Origin of the sequence: Streptomyces sp. NPDC059906 (assembly GCF_042730645.1) — a bacterium.
Taxonomy (GTDB): Bacteria; Actinomycetota; Actinomycetes; order Streptomycetales; family Streptomycetaceae; genus Streptomyces; species Streptomyces rubrogriseus.
This window is the reverse complement of sequence record NZ_JBHWKU010000031.1, coordinates 1-17,027: the sequence shown is the minus strand read 5'-3', so window position 1 is coordinate 17,027 and position 17,027 is coordinate 1. Positions and strand designations below refer to the sequence as shown.

The 17,027-nt window shown below is 73.6% G+C and carries 16 protein-coding genes; 2 read left to right on the top strand and 14 right to left on the bottom strand.

Annotated elements, in window-relative coordinates:
• Window positions 1-30 precede the first annotated feature (30 nt).
• From ACFV9J_RS32780 to ACFV9J_RS32715, 14 genes are all read right to left on the bottom strand, one after another.
• Window positions 31-819 carry a 2-keto-4-pentenoate hydratase gene (locus ACFV9J_RS32780; RefSeq protein ID WP_385360344.1) on the bottom strand — a complete coding sequence of 263 codons (789 nt, stop codon included), beginning with the start codon at window positions 817-819 and terminating at the stop codon, window positions 31-33.
• Window positions 812-1,663, bottom strand: coding sequence for a MaoC/PaaZ C-terminal domain-containing protein (locus tag ACFV9J_RS32775; protein ID WP_385360342.1), 852 nt, complete (start codon window positions 1,661-1,663; stop codon window positions 812-814). Before ACFV9J_RS32775 ends, ACFV9J_RS32780 begins: the two co-directional genes overlap by 8 nt.
• Window positions 1,660-2,844 (bottom strand): lipid-transfer protein, encoded by a 1,185-nt coding sequence (locus tag ACFV9J_RS32770; RefSeq protein ID WP_385360339.1) that lies wholly within the window; start codon window positions 2,842-2,844, stop codon window positions 1,660-1,662. The genes ACFV9J_RS32775 and ACFV9J_RS32770 overlap by 4 nt, the downstream gene beginning before the upstream one ends.
• Window positions 2,841-3,296, bottom strand: a complete 456-nt coding sequence (locus tag ACFV9J_RS32765) for a MaoC family dehydratase (protein ID WP_385360337.1) — start codon at window positions 3,294-3,296, stop codon at window positions 2,841-2,843. Before ACFV9J_RS32765 ends, ACFV9J_RS32770 begins: the two co-directional genes overlap by 4 nt.
• Entirely contained in the window at window positions 3,293-4,426 is a 1,134-nt protein-coding gene (locus ACFV9J_RS32760; RefSeq protein ID WP_385360335.1) for an acyl-CoA dehydrogenase family protein, read from the bottom strand. The genes ACFV9J_RS32765 and ACFV9J_RS32760 overlap by 4 nt, the downstream gene beginning before the upstream one ends.
• Window positions 4,426-5,442: a bifunctional MaoC family dehydratase N-terminal/OB-fold nucleic acid binding domain-containing protein gene (locus tag ACFV9J_RS32755; RefSeq protein WP_385360333.1), complete on the bottom strand. Its 1,017-nt coding sequence runs from the start codon at window positions 5,440-5,442 to the stop codon at window positions 4,426-4,428. The genes ACFV9J_RS32760 and ACFV9J_RS32755 overlap by 1 nt, the downstream gene beginning before the upstream one ends.
• On the bottom strand, window positions 5,439-6,605 hold the full coding sequence (locus ACFV9J_RS32750; RefSeq protein WP_385360331.1) for an acyl-CoA dehydrogenase family protein: 1,167 nt from the start codon (window positions 6,603-6,605) through the stop codon (window positions 5,439-5,441). The genes ACFV9J_RS32755 and ACFV9J_RS32750 overlap by 4 nt, the downstream gene beginning before the upstream one ends.
• Window positions 6,606-6,644: 39 nt before the next feature.
• Entirely contained in the window at window positions 6,645-8,306 is a 1,662-nt protein-coding gene (locus tag ACFV9J_RS32745) for an AMP-binding protein (RefSeq protein WP_385360330.1), read from the bottom strand.
• 259 nt (window positions 8,307-8,565) lie between these two features.
• Window positions 8,566-9,336 carry an SDR family NAD(P)-dependent oxidoreductase gene (locus ACFV9J_RS32740; RefSeq protein WP_385360328.1) on the bottom strand — a complete coding sequence of 257 codons (771 nt, stop codon included), beginning with the start codon at window positions 9,334-9,336 and terminating at the stop codon, window positions 8,566-8,568.
• A 14-nt stretch (window positions 9,337-9,350) separates the two neighbouring features.
• Window positions 9,351-10,019: a PaaI family thioesterase gene (locus ACFV9J_RS32735; RefSeq protein WP_385360325.1), complete on the bottom strand. Its 669-nt coding sequence runs from the start codon at window positions 10,017-10,019 to the stop codon at window positions 9,351-9,353.
• Entirely contained in the window at window positions 10,016-10,909 is an 894-nt protein-coding gene (locus tag ACFV9J_RS32730) for a MaoC/PaaZ C-terminal domain-containing protein (protein ID WP_385360323.1), read from the bottom strand. The genes ACFV9J_RS32735 and ACFV9J_RS32730 overlap by 4 nt, the downstream gene beginning before the upstream one ends.
• A gap of 7 nt (window positions 10,910-10,916) precedes the next feature.
• Window positions 10,917-13,169, bottom strand: a complete 2,253-nt coding sequence (locus tag ACFV9J_RS32725; RefSeq protein ID WP_385360321.1) for an acyl-CoA dehydrogenase — start codon at window positions 13,167-13,169, stop codon at window positions 10,917-10,919.
• A gap of 9 nt (window positions 13,170-13,178) precedes the next feature.
• Window positions 13,179-14,339 carry a steroid 3-ketoacyl-CoA thiolase gene (locus ACFV9J_RS32720; RefSeq protein WP_385360318.1) on the bottom strand — a complete coding sequence of 387 codons (1,161 nt, stop codon included), beginning with the start codon at window positions 14,337-14,339 and terminating at the stop codon, window positions 13,179-13,181.
• A gap of 149 nt (window positions 14,340-14,488) precedes the next feature.
• On the bottom strand, window positions 14,489-15,235 hold the full coding sequence (locus ACFV9J_RS32715) for an SDR family NAD(P)-dependent oxidoreductase (RefSeq protein ID WP_385360316.1): 747 nt from the start codon (window positions 15,233-15,235) through the stop codon (window positions 14,489-14,491).
• 216 nt (window positions 15,236-15,451) lie between these two features.
• Between ACFV9J_RS32715 and ACFV9J_RS32710 the strand changes: the two genes are divergently transcribed.
• Together ACFV9J_RS32710 and ACFV9J_RS32705 are read left to right on the top strand one after the other, a co-directional pair.
• Window positions 15,452-16,615 carry a Rieske 2Fe-2S domain-containing protein gene (locus ACFV9J_RS32710; RefSeq protein ID WP_385360313.1) on the top strand — a complete coding sequence of 388 codons (1,164 nt, stop codon included), beginning with the start codon at window positions 15,452-15,454 and terminating at the stop codon, window positions 16,613-16,615.
• Window positions 16,615-16,926 (top strand): ferredoxin, encoded by a 312-nt coding sequence (locus ACFV9J_RS32705; RefSeq protein ID WP_385360311.1) that lies wholly within the window; start codon window positions 16,615-16,617, stop codon window positions 16,924-16,926. Before ACFV9J_RS32710 ends, ACFV9J_RS32705 begins: the two co-directional genes overlap by 1 nt.
• The last annotated feature ends 101 nt before the right edge of the window (window positions 16,927-17,027 follow it).

Genomic DNA, 17,027 nt, shown 5'->3' with positions numbered 1-17,027 from the left:
TGCCTCTTTCCGTGTTCCTGTTACGTGTTGTCAGACGAAGGCGATCGAGACGGAGCCGAGTCCCTCGAAGTCGGCCCGGAACCCGTCCCCCGGCCGCACGTCCACCGCCCGGGTGCACGAGCCCGGCAGCACGACGTGCCCGGCCTCCAGGCGCACCCCGTAGGAGGCCACCATGCGGGCCAGCCACGCGACCGCCTCGGTCGGGTCGCCCAGTACGGCGCTGGTGTTGCCACGGGCGATCTCCTCGCCGCCCCGGTACAGGACGGCGGCGACGTCGGCCGGGTCCAGGTCGGCCGGGCGGACCCGGGCGGCGCCGAGGAGCACACCGGCGGAGGACGCGTTGTCGGCGATGGTGTCGGCGAGGCCGATCTTCCAGTCCCTGATGCGGCTGTCGATGAGTTCGATGCTCGGGACGACGTACTCGGTGGCGGCGAGGACGTCCGCGGTGGTGCACCCCTCGCCGGGCAGGCTCCGGCCCAGCACGTAGCCGATCTCGACCTCGATGCGCGGTTGGCAGTAGCGGCCGGTGTCGACGGGTGCCCCCTCGGTCAGCACCATGTCGGAGAGCAGATGGCCGTAGTCGGGTTCGTCGACGCCCATCATCTGCTGCATGACCTTGGAGGACAGGCCGACCTTGTGCCCGTGGACGGTGACGCCGTCTGTTCTCAACTGCTCTCGAATGTTGAGGAGTTGGATCTCGTACGCGTCGGTGGCGTCGATGTCCGGCCAGGTCGTGGTCAGCGGGTCGACGGGGGTCCGGTCGCGCTGTGCGGTGCGGAGCAGTTCGGCGGCCTCGGCGCGCTGTGCGGGGTCAAGCATCGAGGGTCTCCTCGCGGGTCGGTGCGGCGGGGCCCCGGTCGGGGGCGAAGCGGGCGCGGCCGCCGGAGAGCACCGTGCGTCCGTCGTCGGCCGCCGCCTCGAAGCGGACGCCGGCGCCGTCACCGGTCCAGCCGTGCAGGGCGAGCGGGTCGCCCGGGAAGACGGGGGCGGCGAACCGGGCCTGGAGCTCCGCCAGGTCGGCGGGGTGGGCGCCGAGCGTGTCGGCGAGCGGCAGCAGGGCCGCGGCGAGGGTGCACAGTCCGTGCAGGAACGGCCGGGGCATCCCCGCCGCCTTCGCCGCCTCGGGGTCGATGTGCATGGCGTGCCGGTCGCCGAGCAGCCGGTAGAGGGCGGCCTGCCGGGAGTGCGTGGGCACGGTCAGGCGCTGGTCGGCCGGCCGGTCCGGGCGGCGCGGTGCGGACGGCCCGCGCTCGCCGCCGAATCCGCCGCAGCCGGGGGCGAAGATCGACCAGGTGGCCGTGAACCGGTCGCAGTCCACCTCGACGTCGAACACGGCGGCGGAGCCCTTGTCCCAGACCTGGGCGACCCGCGCGGACGTCACCAGCTCGCCGGAGCGCTCCAACGGGCGTTTCATGGTGAGGCGTTGGCTGCCGTGCACGGCGGTGGTGATGTCGAAGGCGCCGAGTGTACCGAGGGCGTCGGGCGCCCACTGGGCGAGGGTCAGCGCGAAGGTGGGCAGGACGCGCAGGTCCCGCTCGTAGACGAGGTCCAGCCGGTCGGCCGGGGCGCCGACGGCGAGGGCGTACAGGATGGCGTCGCGCTCGGTGTAGGAGACGGTGCGGGTGCCGAGGTCGTGGCCGTGCCACGCGCGGGTGCCGGTCATCGGTGGTCGGCTCCCAGGATCAGGCCACTGGTGGGGACTCCGGTGCCGGCGGTGACCAGGACGTGGCCGACGCCGTCCGGCTGGTTGACGGAGGTGCCGCGCACCAGGCGGACGCCTTCGGCGATGCCGTTCATGCCGTGCAGGTAGGCCTCGCCGAGCTGTCCGCCGTGAGTGTTGAGGGGCAGCCGGCCGCCGAGTTCGAGGTGGCCGTCGGCGATGAATTCCTTCGCCTCGCCGGGCTTGCAGAAGCCGAGTTCCTCCAGCTGGGGCAGGACCAGCGGCGTGAAGTGGTCGTAGAGGATCGCCGCGTCGACGTCGTCGGGGCCGAGGCCGCTCTGCCGGTACAGCTGCCGGCCGACCAGGCCCATCTCGGGGATGCCGGTGATGGTGGGCCGGTAGTAGCTGGTCATCATGTGCTGGTCGGCGCCGAGGCCCTGGGCGGCGGCGCGGATCAGCGCGGGCGGGTGGGGCAGGTGGCGGGCGCGTTCGGCGGAGACGACGACGAGGGCCTGGCCGCCGTCGGTCTCCTGGCAGCAGTCGAGCAGCCGCAGCGGCTCGGCGATCCAGCGGGAGTCGCGGTGGTCCTGGAGGGTGATGGGGCGGCCGTGGAACCAGGCGGCCGGGTTGTTCGCGGCGTGCTTCCGGTCGACGACGGCGACGCGGCCGAAGTCGTCGGTGGTGGCGCCGTACTCGTGGAGGTAGCGGCGGGCGAACATGGCCACCCACTGGGCGGGGCTGCTCAGCCCGAAGGGGGTCATCCAGGCGTAGGCGGCCCGGTCGGCGGTGGTGTCCATGGGGCGGGCGGCCTGGCCCAGCCCGTAGCGTTCGCCGGAGCGCTCGTTGAACGCCCGGTAGCAGACGACGACTTCGGCGGCGCCGGTGGCGACGGCCATGGCCGCCTGCTGGACGGTGCCGCAGCCCGCGCCGCCGCCGTAGCCGATGCGGGAGAAGAACGTCAGGTCGCCCATGCCGGTGTTGCGGGCGACGTGGATCTCGGAGTTGGTCTCGGCGGTGAAGGTGACCAGGCCGTCCACGTCGGCGGGGGTCAGTCCGGCGTCGGCGAGGGCGGCGAGCACGGCCTCGCAGGCGAGCTGGAGTTCGCTGCGTCCCGAGTCCTTGGAGAACTCGGTGGCGCCGATGCCGACCACGGCGGCGGCCGGGGAGAGGGTGCCGGTGGTCATGGTGTCGCCTCCCCGGGCAGGCGCACCGTCACGGTGCCGGTGACGTGGGCGCCGATGCCGTTGGTGCCCTTGACGGCGATGTCGACGTGGCGGTCCGCGTCGGACTTCGCGGTGACCGTGCCGGTGAGCACCATGGTGTCGCCGGGGTGGTTGGGGGCGCCGAGCCGGATGCGGATGGCCTTGACGACGGCGGCGGGTCCTGCCCAGCCGGTGACGTAGCGGTCGACCAGGCCGTTGCTGGTCAGGATGTTCATGAAGATGTCCTTGGAGCCGCGCTCGCGGGCGAGTTCGGGGTCGTGGTGCACGTCCTGGTAGTCGCGGCTCGCGAGTGCCGTCGCGACGATCAGGGTGCGCGTCACCGGGATCGTCAGGTCCGGCAGTACGTCGCCGACGGCGACCTCGTCGTAGGCGCGGGTGCCGGGGACTGCGGGAGTGTCCTGGACGGGGCTCATGAGGCCACCGCCGCGCCGGTCAGCAGGGTGCCGAGGCGTTCCAGGTCGGCGCCCGCGCCGCCCAGGGTGGTGGAGATCTGCTTGCCCCACAGGAAGTGCCGGTGCACCGGGTAGTCGGTGTCGACGCCGATGCCGCCGTGCACGTGCTGGACGCGGTGGACGGTGTTCAGACCGGCCTCGGTGGCCCACCACTTGGCGACCAGGGCGGCCCGGTCGGCGTCCGCCGCGTCGAAGGGTTCCCGCAGCGCGTCCACGGCCTGCCACAGCGTGACCCGCATCGCGTCGATGTCGATGTAGCAGTCGGCGAGTTGGTGCTGCACGGCCTGGAAGGTGGCCAGCGGACGGCCGAACTGCAGGCGCCCGCCCAGATGGTCGGCCGCGTACCGCAGGGCGCCCTCGGCCACGCCCACCTGGACGGCGGCCAGCGCCACGAAGGAGTCGCGGACCAACGCCGCCGCGGTGCCGTCGCCGGGCGTACCCACGGCCTCGGCCGGGGCGCCGTCGAGGGCGAGATGGCCGCTCAGGTCGTACGTGGTGGTCTCGGCGGGCTCCCAGGTCGTTCCGGGGGCGTCCGTGGCGACCAGGAACAGGCCGGGGCCCGCGTCGGTGGTCGCGGTGACCAGGACGTGCCGGGCACCGTCCGGCGCGGGCACGACGGCCTTGGTGCCGGTCAGCCGCCAGCGCGGGCCGTCCCGGTCCGTGTCGTCCGGCGTCGCCCTGGTGCGGGGCGTGAGCGGGTCGGCGGGACCGAACTCCTCCAGGGCGACGGTCGGCCGTCCCCCGCCGCTCGCGAGGCCCGGCAGCAGCTCCGCCCGCTGGCGCGGGGTGCCGTGCGCGGCGACGGCGAGGCCCCCGACCAGGGCCGGCCACAGCGGTACCGGTGCCACCCTGCGGCCCTGCTCCTCAAGGAGGACGCAGAGTCCCGCCATGCCGAGTCCGGCGCCGCCGTCCGCCTCCGGCAGTGCGGCGCCGAGCAGTCCGGCCGAGGCAAGGTCGGCCCAGAGGCGGCTGTCGGTCCGGGTGGGCGAGGTCTCCACCTCGCGCAGCCGCTCGGGCGTCGCTCGGTCGGTGAAGATCTCCCGCGCCAGGTCACGGACGGCTTCGAGCTCTTCTCCCAGGGAGAAATCCATCAGGGTGCCTCCGTCGGTGCGGGCCGGAACACCGGCAGGGTCAGATCGGGGTCGGCGTCGAGCCAGTCGAGGACCACGGGCATGTCGATCTCGACGTCGTCGGGCGCGACTCCGGTCAGGTTGGTGATGAGGCGGGTGCCCTCGGCGAGTTCGACGACCGCGACGAGCAGCGGGAAGTCGAAGGCCGGATGGCGCGGGTGGTGGTTGACGACGTAGCTGTACACGTGACCGCGGCCGGAGGCCTCGACGGTGTCCCACTCCAGCGAGTTGCACTCCGGGCAGCAGGGACCCGGTGGGTGGCGCAGGACGGAGCAGGCGGCACAGCGCTGGATGAGCAGCCGGTGCTCCTTGGCGCCGTCGAAGAAGAAGGCGTTGTCCCGGTTGATCGCGGGCCGGGGCCGCAGGGCCGGGGGCGGGCCGGGCTCTGCCGGCGGTTCCGGCTCTGGTTCCGGTGCCGACGCCGGTGCCGGTGCCGGTGCCGGGCGGAACCTGAGGGTGCGCCAGCGCTGGGTGGCGACGGTCTCGCCGTGCTGGTCGGTGTACGTCTTGAGGGTGGTGACGAACCTGCCCGTGCCCAGCCCGGTCCGCTTCTCCGCCGAGATCGACTCCACGCTCTCGCGGACGGCGACGTGGTCACCGGGCTCCAGCTCGCGCAGGAAGGTGAACTCCGAGTCGGTGGCCACCACGGAGGTGTAGCCGCCCTCGTCGAGGAGGTCGACCAGCTCGGCGAAGCCGTCCCGCCCGGCCGGCGGGGAGACGGTGGCGGCGTAGCCGCGCATCGTCCAGGCCTGGATCATCGAGGCGGGTGCCACCACGCCCCCGCGTCCGGTCGTACGAGCGGCCTCGGCGTCGGTGTAGACGGGGTTGGTGTCGCCCATCGCCTCCGTCCAGTGCCGGATCATCGGCAGGTTGACCGGGTCCTGGGCCGCGCCGAGGGGGCGCAACTCGCGTCCGGCGAAGGCCCGCAGCCGCTCCTCGTACGCTGCGTCCCGTCCCGTGTCCTGCCGCCCGGTCACGCGCCACGCCCCTTGCGCGGCAGTCCGAGGCCCTGGGTGGCGATCATGTCGCGCAGGACCTCGTTGACGCCGCCGCCGAAGGTGTTCACGAGGCCCTGCCTGGAGAGCTGTTCGACCTGTCCGGCGAGGACGGCGCCCGGTGACTCGGGCCGGATGCGGCCGGCCGCGCCGAGGATCTGCGTCAGGCCGCGCTGGACGGCGATGTGGGTCTCGGTGCCGTACGCCTTGGCGGCGCCCGCGTCGGCGCCGGTGAGGGTGCCGGCGGCGACGGCGGCGGTCATCTTCCAGTTCATCAGCCGCATCGCCTCCAGCCGGGCGTGGGTGCGGGCGAACTCCTGGCGCACCCACGGGATGTCGGCCGTGCCGTTCTCCTTCGCCCAGTCCAGGACGCGTTCCCAGAGCTGGATCATGCGGCCGCCGAGGGCGGCGAGGCCGATGCGCTCGTGGTTCAGCTGGGCCGTGATCAGCCGCCAGCCGCCGTTCACCTCGCCCACGACGTCCGCGGCGGGGACGCGTACGCCGCTGTAGTAGGTGGCGGTGACGGCCATGCCGCCCACCGTGCGGATGGGACTCCAGCCGAAGCCCTCGTCGGTGGTGGGCACGATGAGGATGGAGATGCCCTTGTGCTTGGGGGCGTCCGGGTCGGTGCGGGCGGCGAGCCACACGTGGTCGGCGGTGTTGGCGCCGCTGGTGAAGATCTTGGAGCCGTCCACGACGTAGCTGTCGCCGTCCCGTACGGCCCGGGTGGTCAGCGAGGCGAGGTCGGTTCCGGCCTCGGGCTCGGTGTAGCCGATGGCGAACACGATGTCGCCGGAGAGGATGCCGGGCAGGAACCGCCTGCGGTGCTCCTCGGACCCGTACGCCATGAGGGTCGGGCCGACCGTGTTGACGGTGACGAAGGGGAAGGGCAGCCCGGCCCGCTGGACCTCGTCGAAGAACACGTACTGGTCCTCGGCGGACCGTCCCTGGCCGCCGTACTCGGTGGGCCAGCCGATGCCCAGCCAGCCGTCCGCGCCGAGCCGTTTGACCACCTCGCGGAAGCGGTCGCCGCCGACGCCCTCCTCGCCGACGCGACGCCGTTCGTCCTCGGGCATCAGGCCCGCGAAGTAGGCCCGCAGTTCGAGCCGCAGCTCGCGGTGCGCGGCGCTCTCACGCAGGTGCATGTCTCGTCACTCCTAGGTCGTCGCCCTGGTCGTCGCCGGTCAGGGCAGGAAGCGTCCGCGGCCGTTGGCGAGGAACTCGTCGCGCAGGGCGGTCCTGTCGTCGTCGGTCATCGGCGCGTACGCGGGCCCGCCGCGGCCCGTCCAGCGGTACACGGGGTCGTCGGTGCGCCAGCCGTCGAGCTGCATCTCCTTCTTGCGCAGCTTGTTGGATCCGGTGGTGGGCAGCGCGTGCGAGACGCGGACGAAGCGCGGGGCGCCCTTGGTGCCCAGGTCCTCCTGACGGGCCAGGAACCCGGGCAGGTCCAGGTCGTCGAAGCCGGTGCCGTCGGGGATCTCGACGGCGGCCATCACCTGGTCGCCGGAGCGGGGGTCGGGCACGCCGAAGACGCCGGCGGCGACGACGCCCGGGTGTCTGCGCAGGACGCGTTCGGTGAGCAGCGCGGAGATGTTCTCGCCGTCGACGCGGATCCAGTCCCCGGAGCGGCCCGCGAAGTAGAAGTAGCCTGCCTGGTCCACGTAGCCGAGGTCGCCGGTCCAGTACCAGCCGTGCCGGACGCGTTCGGCGCCCGCGGCCTCGTTGTTCCAGTAGCCCTCGAAGCGGGCGGCGCCCTCGGTGTCGACGATCTCCCCGATGGCCTCCTCCGGGTTGCGCACCCGGCCGTAGGCGTCGAGCAGGGCGGGCGGGCAGGTCCGGCGGGTCGTCGGGTCGACGATGCGGACGCCGTCGCGGGCGGGCCTGCCGAGGGCGCCCACCGGACCGTCGGCGATGCGCTGGAGCATGCCGGCGCCCTCGCTGGACCCGTACCCCTCGACGAGACGGCAGCCGAACCGGGCCAGGAACCGGTCGGCGTCCTCCGGTGAGGCCTCGGTGCCGAAGGCGTGGGTGAGCCGGTTGTCGGCGTCGTCCGGCGTCTCGGGCAGCGCGAGGACGTAGCCGATGGCCTTGCCGACGTAGGTGAAGTAGGTGGCGCCGTAGTGGCGGACGTCGGGCAGGAAGCCCGACGCGGAGAACTTGCGGGTGAGGGCGATGGTGGCGCCCGCGCTGAGGGCCGGCGCCCACAGGGCCATCAGGGCGTTGCCGTGGAACAGCGGCATCGGGCAGTAGCAGGTGTCGGCGCGGGTGATGCCGTACTTGGCGCTGTTGGCGGCGCCGAGCGCGGCGAGCCTGCCCTGGGAGCAGATCGCCGCCTTGGAGGTGCCGGTCGTGCCGGAGGTCAGCAGGAGCAGCATGGTCGTGGCGGCCGCGACGTCCGGTGCGGCGTGCGCGGGTCCCCGCCCGGCGTGGGCGGCGAGGCCGGTCGCGTACTCGGGGTCGTCGACGACGAGGAAGCGGTCGCGCTTCACACCGATGTCCAGGCCGTCGAGCAGGTCGAGACCGGCCCGGTCGGTGACGATCAACTGGCACTCGGTGTGCCGCACCTCGCGTGCGAGTTCGGCGCCGCGCCGGGTCGGGTTGATGCCGACGACGGCCGCGCCGGCCAGGGCGGCGCCGCCGAGCCAGAACACGTACTCGGGGACGTTGTCGAGGAGTACGCCGATGTGGAACGGCCCCCCGGTGCGCAGCTCGCCGGCCCGGGCGGCGCGGGCGGCGCTCTCGTCGACCACCTCGCCCCAGGTCCAGGTCCGCTCGCGGGTCAGCAGGCCCGGGTGGTCGTCCCCGGCGCGGGCGAGCAGCAGGTCGGCAATCGTCTGGTGTGGCAACGTCGGTCCCTCTCACCCGGTGGACGGGTCTGCCGGTGTCGGTACGGTGACGGGGGCGCCGGTGGTGCGCCCGCGTTCCGTCGGTGGTGGTCGTACGGCGCCCCCTCGGGCCGTGTCCGCCCGGTGCCTCCCGCCGTCGGCGACGCTAGCCGCGGCCGGGGCGGCCCGGCTGGGGTGATCCCGCTGACCGGGAGGGACGGGGGTGGACGGGCGCTGTCGGCGGTGACGGGAGGGCGTCCGGATCGGCGGCGCCGGGTGCTCAGTCGAAGTTGGCCTGGCCGCCGTCGAGCGGCACGGTGGCGCCCGTCAGGTAGCGGGCGTCCGGTCCGCACAGCATCACCACGGCCCGCCCGATGTCCTGTTCGCAGTCGCCGACGTAGCCCAGCGGGATGGTCGCGCTGAACTCGGCGGCCTCCTCGGGGTGGGCGTCCTGCCACGTGGCGTAGGCGGGTGACACGGCGTGCGGGGCGATGGCGTTGACGCGGATGCCGTCGCGGCCCCACTCGTTGGCGGCGGTCCGGGTGAGGCTGCGCAGGGCCGTCTTGGCCGCCGCGTAGGCCCCGTAGGTGCTCAGGTCCCAGCGGACCATGGCGGAGGTCACGACGTTGACGATCGCTCCGCCGTCGCGCTTCAGGTGGGGGTGCGCGGCGTTCATGAAGGCGAACGCCGCGAACGGCCCGCTCTCGAAGCCCTTGCGGAACTGGGCGCCGGTGAGCGACAGCAGGGGGCCGTAGCAGCCGGTGTAGGCGTTGTTGACCAGGATGTCGATGCCGCCGAAGCGTGCGGCGACGGCGTCGACGGTGCCGGGTATGCGGTCCGTGTCCAGCACGTCGAGGACGAACGGCTCCGCCTCCACTCCCCTGCCGCGCAGCAGCTCGCAGGTCGCCTCCAGTTTGGCGGCGGTGCGCCCGAGTACGGCGATGTGGACGCCCTCGGCGGCCAGCGCGAGGGCGATGCCCCGGCCCACGCCCTGGCCGGCGCCGCTGATGAGGGCCACCTTGCCGTCGAGGCTCCGTACCGGCTTCGTCATGGTCGCTTCCCTTCTCAGCTCGGCCGCGGCAGCTGCTTGTTGATGAACAGGCCCTCCGCGGTGACGCAGACCCGGCCGCCGGCCGTGATCTCGCCGGCCGTGCGGATCCGCGAGCCGTCCACCGAGACCTGCCGTCCGGTGACGGTGAGGGGCTCGAACAGCGGGGTGGGCCGCAGGTAGCGCAGGGTGAGTTCGGCGGTCATCCCGGAGGTGCCCGCCCAGTGGTTGGCGACGCCCAGGGTGTGGTCGAGGAGCAGCGCCGAGACGCCTCCGTGCACGTGGCCGGGCGGGCCCTGGTAGGGCAGGTCGAGGGTGACGACGCCCTCGATGGAGCGGTCCTCCCGGCCGTGCAGGGTGAGCGGCGGGGCGATCGCGTTCTCCGGGCCGGTGACGGGGTCGTGGCGGGTGACGCCCTCGCCGCGCCACATCTCGGCGAGGCGTTCGGAGGCGGTGGGGGCCTTCTCGGTGAGCCGGTCGGTGACGGCGTCGAGGCGTGCGGTGATGTCGGTCATGTCGGCGCCGGTTCCGTCACCGGCCCGCAGCAGGGCGGCGACCAGGCGGCGGGCGGCGGCGACCGCGGCGTCCACGCCGTCGGTGCGGGGCTCGGCCACCAGTCGGGGGCCGGGAGCGGGCGCGGAGGCGGGTGCGGGTACCGGGGTGCCTTCGGCGGCGCGGGCGTTCACGGGCGCACCGTCGCCGTCGCGTGGGTGAGCACGGGCGCGTCGTCGCGCTCGGGGCAGGCTGCGTGCAGCAGGAGCCGCTGGGTGCCGTCGTCGTCCGGTGGTCCGTCGCGCCACACGGACGTCACGATCGACTCGCCGGGGACGAGGGGGCCCGCGAAGCGCACGGTGAGGCCGGTGAGGCGGGTGACGTCGCCGTTGAGAACGCCGTCGACCAGGGTCTTGGCGACCAGTCCGTAGGAGGCGAGGCCGTGCAGGATCGGCCGTTCGAAACCGGCCGAGCGGGCGAAGGCGGGGTCGGCGTGGAGCGGGTTGAGGTCGCCGTTGAGCCGGTACCACAGGGCTTGTTGGGGCGTGGTGGCGGTGGTGAGGACGGTGTCGGCGGGGCGGTCCGGTGCCGCCGCGTGCTCCTCGGGTCCGGGGTCGCCGCCGAAGCCGCCCTCGCCGCGGGCCCAGATGCGGGTGGTCGTGGTCCACAGCGGCTCGCCGTCGGCGCCGGTGGCCGCCGACTCCAGGGCGACGAGCGCGGCCTTGCCCTTGTCCCAGACCTCGGCGACGCGGGAGCGCAGGGTCGCGGAGCCCGACGCGGGCAGGGGGCGGTGCACCCGCAGGCCCTGCCCGGCGTGGAGCACGGCGCGCAGGTCGACGTCGATGCCGGGCATCTCCAGGCCCGGTGCGGGGGCCTCGCCCGCGGAGGGGCCGGTCCCGGCCACCAGGGCGAAGGTGGGCAGCACCATGAGGTTCTTCTCGTAGGTCAGGTGCAGCTCGGGGTCGGTGGCCGCGGCGGCACCGGCGCCCAGGCTCAGGTGGTACAGGAGGACGTCGCGCGTGGTCCAGCGGATCTCGCGGACGGCGGGGTCCGCGCGCAGCGCCTTGTCGCGGTCGATGGGCATGGCCTGGTCAGCCTTTCCGGGTGGGCTCGGGGTCGCGGGGCAGGCCGAGGAGGCGCTCGCCGATGATGTTCAGCTGGACCTCGGTGGTGCCGCCGGCGATGGACAGGCAGCGGGAGTTGAGGAACATCCACATGGCGTCGTGGCGTTCGCCCTCGCCGGTGAGCGCGGCGTCGGCCTGCCAGTCCACGCAGGTCTCCCAGACCCGCTGCTGGTCCTCGACGCCGAGGAGTTTGGCGATGGACGCCTCGGCGCCGGGCTGCTGTCCGGAGACGGTGCGCAGGGTGGTGCGCAGGGCGAGGAGGGCGCCGGTCTGGGCGTCGCAGAGGTGACCGCCGAGGGTGGTGAGGCGTTCCCCGTCCAGGCCGCCGGAGCCCAGACCGTCGGAGCCCAGGCCGTCGGAGCCCGGGCCGCCGGAGCCCGGCCCGTCCCAGGCGGCGGCGATCTCCAGCAGGGTCTCGGCGCCGGAGCCGACGGCGTCGTGGGAGAGGGCGACGCGTTCGTTGGCGAGGGTGGTGCGGGCGAGTTTCCAGCCGTCGCCGGGCGCGCCGACAAGCAGGTCGTCGGGGACGAACACGTCGTCGAGGAAGACCTCGTTGAACTCGGACTCCCCGGTGATCTGCCGCAGCGGACGGATGTCGAGGCCGGGGCTGGTCATGTCGAGGAGGAAGTACGAGATGCCCTTGTGCTTGGGCACTCCGGTGTCGGTGCGGGCGAGCAGGACACCCCAGTGGGCGTCGCGGGCCATGGACGTCCACACCTTCTGCCCGTTGATCCGCCAGCCGCCGTCGGTCTTCTCGGCGCGGGTGGTGAGACCGGCGAGGTCGGAGCCCGCGCCGGGTTCGCTGAAGAGCTGGCACCAGCGGATGTCGCCGCGCAGGCTCGGCGCGAGGAACCGCTCGCGCTGGGTGTCGTCGCCGTGGGCGATGAGCGTGGGCACCACCCAGCCGCCGATGATCATGTCGACGGGGGTGAGGCCCGCGGCGTCCAGTTCCTCGGCGATGACGAGCTGGGTCACCGGGTCGGCGCCCTTGCCCCAGGGGGCGGGCAGGTGCGGGGCGGTGTAGCCGTGGTCGGCGAGGTGGACGGAGCGGTCCCTGCCCTCCAGGGCGGCGGCCTCCCGCAGTTCGGCGCGGATTCCCTCGCGTACGGCCTCGGCCTCGGGCGGCAGTTCGACGCCGAGCCTGCGCCGGGTGCCGTCCAGGGCGAGGCGGGCGACGCGGCGGCGCCAGGCGGCGGTGGGGCCGAGGGCGACGCGCAGGGTCTGGGCGCGGCGCAGCGCGAGATGTGCGTCGTGTTCCCAGGTGAAGCCGATGCCGCCGAGCACCTGGATGCAGTCCTTGGCGGTGACGAACGCGGCCTCGACGGCGACGGCACCGGCGACGGCGACGGCCAGGGCGGCCTCACCTCGGTCCGCGCCGCCCGGGTCGCCGGCGCGGGCGGCGTCCCAGGCGCAGGCGCGGGCCTGCTCGGCCTGGGCGAGCATGCGGGCGCAGCGGTGCTTGACGCCCTGGAACTGGCCGACGGGACGCCCGAACTGCTCCCTCACCCGGGCGTAGTCGGCGGCGGTGGTGACGCAGCGGTCGGCGATGCCGGAGGCCTCGGCGGCGAACAGGGTCGCGGCGAGGTCCCGTGGACGCTCGGGTGCGAGGTCGAGGAGGTCGGCGGCCGGGACGGGCACCGAGCGCGCGGTCACCCGGGAGGAGCGGCGGGTGAGATCGTGGCTGCGGACATCGGTGGTGTCGACGGCGGCGCGGGGCAGCACGAGCCAGGTGGTGCGGTCCCCGTCGGCGGCGGGCAGTACGAACACGTCGGCGAGGTGGCCGCCGACGACGAGTTCACAGGTGCCGGTGAGGGTGGCCGTGCCGTCGGCGGCGCGGGTGAGGGCGAGGGTGCCGGGGGCGAGCGCGACGGCGCCGACGGAGATGCCGGAGGCGAGCGCGGCGAGGTGGGTGCGGTGCCCGGCGGCGTGCAGGACGGCGGAGGCGAGCGTCGTCGGCAGGAAGGGTCCGGGCGCCATGGCCCGCCCCAGTTCCTCGGTGACGACGGCGAGTTCGACCAGTCCGTATCCGGCGCCGCCCGCGTCCTGTGGCAGGTGCAGTCCGAGCAGCCCCTGCTCGGCGAGGCCGCTGAAGTGGCCGGGGAGGATCTCCTTGTCGGCGTCGGCCGCCTCGCGGAGGGTGTTCTCGGTGATGTGCCGGTTCGCGAAGGCGCGTACGGCGTCGCGCAGGTCGCGGTGCTCCTGGGTGAGCCCGATGGTCATGGCGGCTCCTCAGACGCGTTCGACGACGGTGGCGGTGGAGTGCGCCCCGCCGGCGCACATGGTGATCAGCGCGGTGGACTTGCCGCTGCGCTCCAGTTCGTGCAGGGCCTGGGTGACGAGCCGGGCCCCGGTGGAGCCGACGGCGTGGCCGAGCGCGATGGCACCGCCGTTCACGTTGACCTTGTCCAGGTCGGCCTTGTGGACCTGGGCCCAGGACAGGACGACGGAGGCGAAGGCCTCGTTGATCTCGACGAGGTCGATGTCGTCGAGGGTCATGCCGGCGGTGCGCAGTACCCGTTCGGTCGCGGCGACCGGACCGTCCAGGTGGTAGTAGGGGTCGGAGCCGACCATGGTGGAGGCGACGATCCGGGCGCGTGGGCGCAGTCCTTCACGGGCGGCGCGCTCCCGGCTCATGAGCAGGACCGCGGCGGCGCCGTCGCTGATCTGGGAGCTGTTGCCCGCGGTGTGGATACCGTCGGGCAGGACGGGCTTGAGGGCGGCCAGTGCCTCGGGGGTGGTCTCGCGCAGGCCTTGGTCGCGGGTGACGAGGGCGGTCTCGCCGGTGGGTCCCCCGGCGCCGACGACGGGAGCCTCGACGCCGATGATCTGCTTCTCGAAGCGGCTCTCCGCCCAGGCCCGGGCGGCGTTGCGCTGGGAGGCGAGGCCGAGGGCGTCCGCGTCGGCCCGGGTGATGCCCCGGTGCCGTGCGATGCGCTCGGCGGCGGTGAACTGGTCCGGCATGTCCAGGGACCAGCTCTCCGGCACGGGGACGCCGGTGTCGGGCGTGAGGGCCTTGCCGAGGAAGACCCGGCTCATCGACTCGACGCCGCAGCCGATGCCGGTCTCGATGGCGCCGGCGGCGATCAGCGCGGCGACCAGGTGCACGGCCTGCTGGGACGATCCGCAGGCGCAGTCGATGGTGGTGCAGGCGGTGGTGTGCGGAAGCCCGGTGTGCAGCCAGGCGTTGCGGGTGACGTTGTTGGACTGCTCACCGGCCTGGGTGACACAGCCCCCGATGACCTGCTCCACGGTGTCGGGGGCGATACCGGCCCGCTCGACGAGGCCCTTCTGGGCGAGCCCGAGGAGCTCCGCCGGGTGGAGCCCGGACAGGACACCGCGGCGCCGCCCGACCGGTGTCCGCGCGGCTTCGACGATGACGGCCTCGGTCATGGCTCTCCGTATGGGGTGAGGGGGCGTGGGGGCCCGGGACTGACTGACTGTGGTTCCTGCTGCTCCGAAAACTAGAATTCGTTCTGGAAGTGGGCAAGATCCAGTCCCGCTCAGTGGCCGAAGGCCGCTCGGCCCCCATGCGGACGCCGTCAGATGTGCGACCCCCCGTCCACCCGCAGCTCGGCCCCGGTGAGGTAGCCCGCGTCGCGGGACGCCGCGAAGGCGATCACCCCGGCGATCTGCTCGGGCTCGGCGGTGCCGAACGGGGAGCGGATCCGCCCGTAGTACGAGACGTCCAGCTCGGGCGGCAGCACGTGCGGCCCGGCCAGCGGCGTGGCGACCGAGCCGGGCGAGACGGGCACGACGCGGATGCCCCGGTGGGCGACCTCGGCGGCCAGGGACAGCGAGAAGCCGAGGACGGCGCCCTTGGAGGCGGCGTAGGCGGTCATGTACGGGTTCCCGTGCGCCGCGGCCGAGGAGGCGACGTTGACGACGACGCCGGTGCGGTCCGGCAGCAGGGGCAGTGCCTCCCGGCAGAACAGGGCGGTGCCGACGGCGTTGACCGCGAAGAGGTGCTGGAGGTCGGCGACGGTCAGCCGGTCGATCGGCGTGGTGCGGTGGATACCGGCGACGTTCACCAGGACGTCGAGGCCGCCGAGTTCGGCGGCTGCCGCCCGTACGGCGGCCACGACCGCGTCCTCGTCGGCGACGTCGGCGACCCGGGTCGCGATCCGCCCGGGACCGGAGGCCGCGGCTGCCGTTTCGGCCAGTCCCCCGCCGGACAGGTCGACGGCGAACACCGCCGCGCCCTCTGCGGCCAGGCGCAGCGCGGTGGCCCGTCCGATGCCGGATCCACCCCCGGTGAGCAGGACCTTCGTACCCTCGAAGCGGTTCATCGCGGCTCCTGTTCACTGCGTGCGCCGACGGACGGAGCGGCGGACTGTACGCCCGCCGACCGCCTCGTCGCGGTCCCCGTCCCACCGACCGGGACCACCCCTCGCGCGGCCCCGGACCACCGGTACCGGTCAGTGGGACTCACCGCCGTGGACCCGGATGTCCGCGCCTACCGTCCGGACCGTGGAGACCACGCGTCCTGAGGGGATGAGAGCAACGTGAGCGCAGTCGAGTCAGCACACGACGACGTCAGGGCCATCGAGGCGGCCGCCGCACCGACCCGCTTCGCGCGCGGCTGGCACTGCCTGGGCCTCGCCGAGAAGTACAAGGACGGCAAGCCGCACGCGGTGACGGCCTTCGGCCAGAAGCTCGTGGTGTTCCAGGCCGGTGACGGCACGCTCAACGTCCTGGACGCCTACTGCCGGCACATGGGCGGCGACCTCTCCCAGGGCACGGTCAAGGGCGACCAGGTGGCCTGCCCCTTCCACGACTGGCGCTGGGGCGGCGACGGCCGCTGCAAGCAGATCCCGTACTCCAAGCGGGTCCCGCTGCGGGCCCGTACGGCGGCCTGGCCGACCCTGGACCAGGACGGCATGCTGTTCGTCTGGAACGACCCGGAGGGCAACCCGCCGCCCGCGGACGTGACCGTCCCCCGCATCGAGGGCGCCACCAGCGACGAGTGGACCGACTGGCTCTGGTACGAGACCGTGGTCGACGCAAACTGCCGTGAGGTCGTCGACAACGTCGTGGACATGGCCCACTTCTTCTACGTCCACTACTCCTTCCCGACGTACTTCAAGAACGTCTTCGAGGGACACACCGCCACCCAGTTCATGCGCGGCACCGGCCGTCCGGACGCGCGCCCGCAGGAGCAGGACGGCAAGCCGAGGACCAGCGGCAGCAACTCGGTGGCCTCGTACCACGGCCCGTCCTTCATGATCGACGACCTCACCTACCACTACGAGAACGCCGACGACGTGCGCTCGGTCCTGATCAACTGCCACTACCCGGTGGACGCGAACCGCTTCGTGCTCCAGTACGGCATCGTCGTCAAGCGCTCGGCGTCCCTGTCGGCCGAGGAGGCCGACGAACTCGCCGCGGGCATGGGTCAGTTCATCAAGCTCGGTTTCGAGCAGGACATCGAGATCTGGAAGAACAAGACCCGCATCGACAACCCGCTGCTGTGCGAGGAGGACGGCCCGGTCTATCAACTGCGCCGCTGGTACGAGCAGTTCTACGTCGATGCCGCCGACGTGACGCCGGAGATGACCGACCGCTTCGAGTTCGAGCTGGACACCACGCGGCCCGTGGAGGCGTGGCAGCGGGAGGTCGAGGCCAACCTCGCCCGCAAGGCCGCCGTCGCCGAGGGCCGGCCGGTCTGATGCGCGTCGACAACCGGCTCGACGCCCGGCGTGCCGACGGGGTCCCGATGCGGCCGCTGGCCTGCGAGCGGTGCGCCGCCGAGGTGCTGGTGCGCAAGAGCAGTTGGCAGCAGACGAGTGTGCAGTGGACCGCGCGGGCCACGGCGGCCTGCGCGGAGCGGGACGCGGCCGACGGGACGAGTGGGACGGGCGGGACCGAGGGTGCCTTCGAGGGCTGCCGGTCCCTGCGCGACACGATCCGCGAGGCGGCGCTGCGCGGCCGTATCGAGGTCGTGGACCCGGCGGGTCCCGGCCCCGAACCCCGGGCCTGACGACGACACGACCCGACACCCAGGACCGTCCGCCGGGACACATCCCCCGGGCCCGGCGGACACAACGGTGGGGGGGGGGGAGGGCCCCCCCCCCCCCCAAC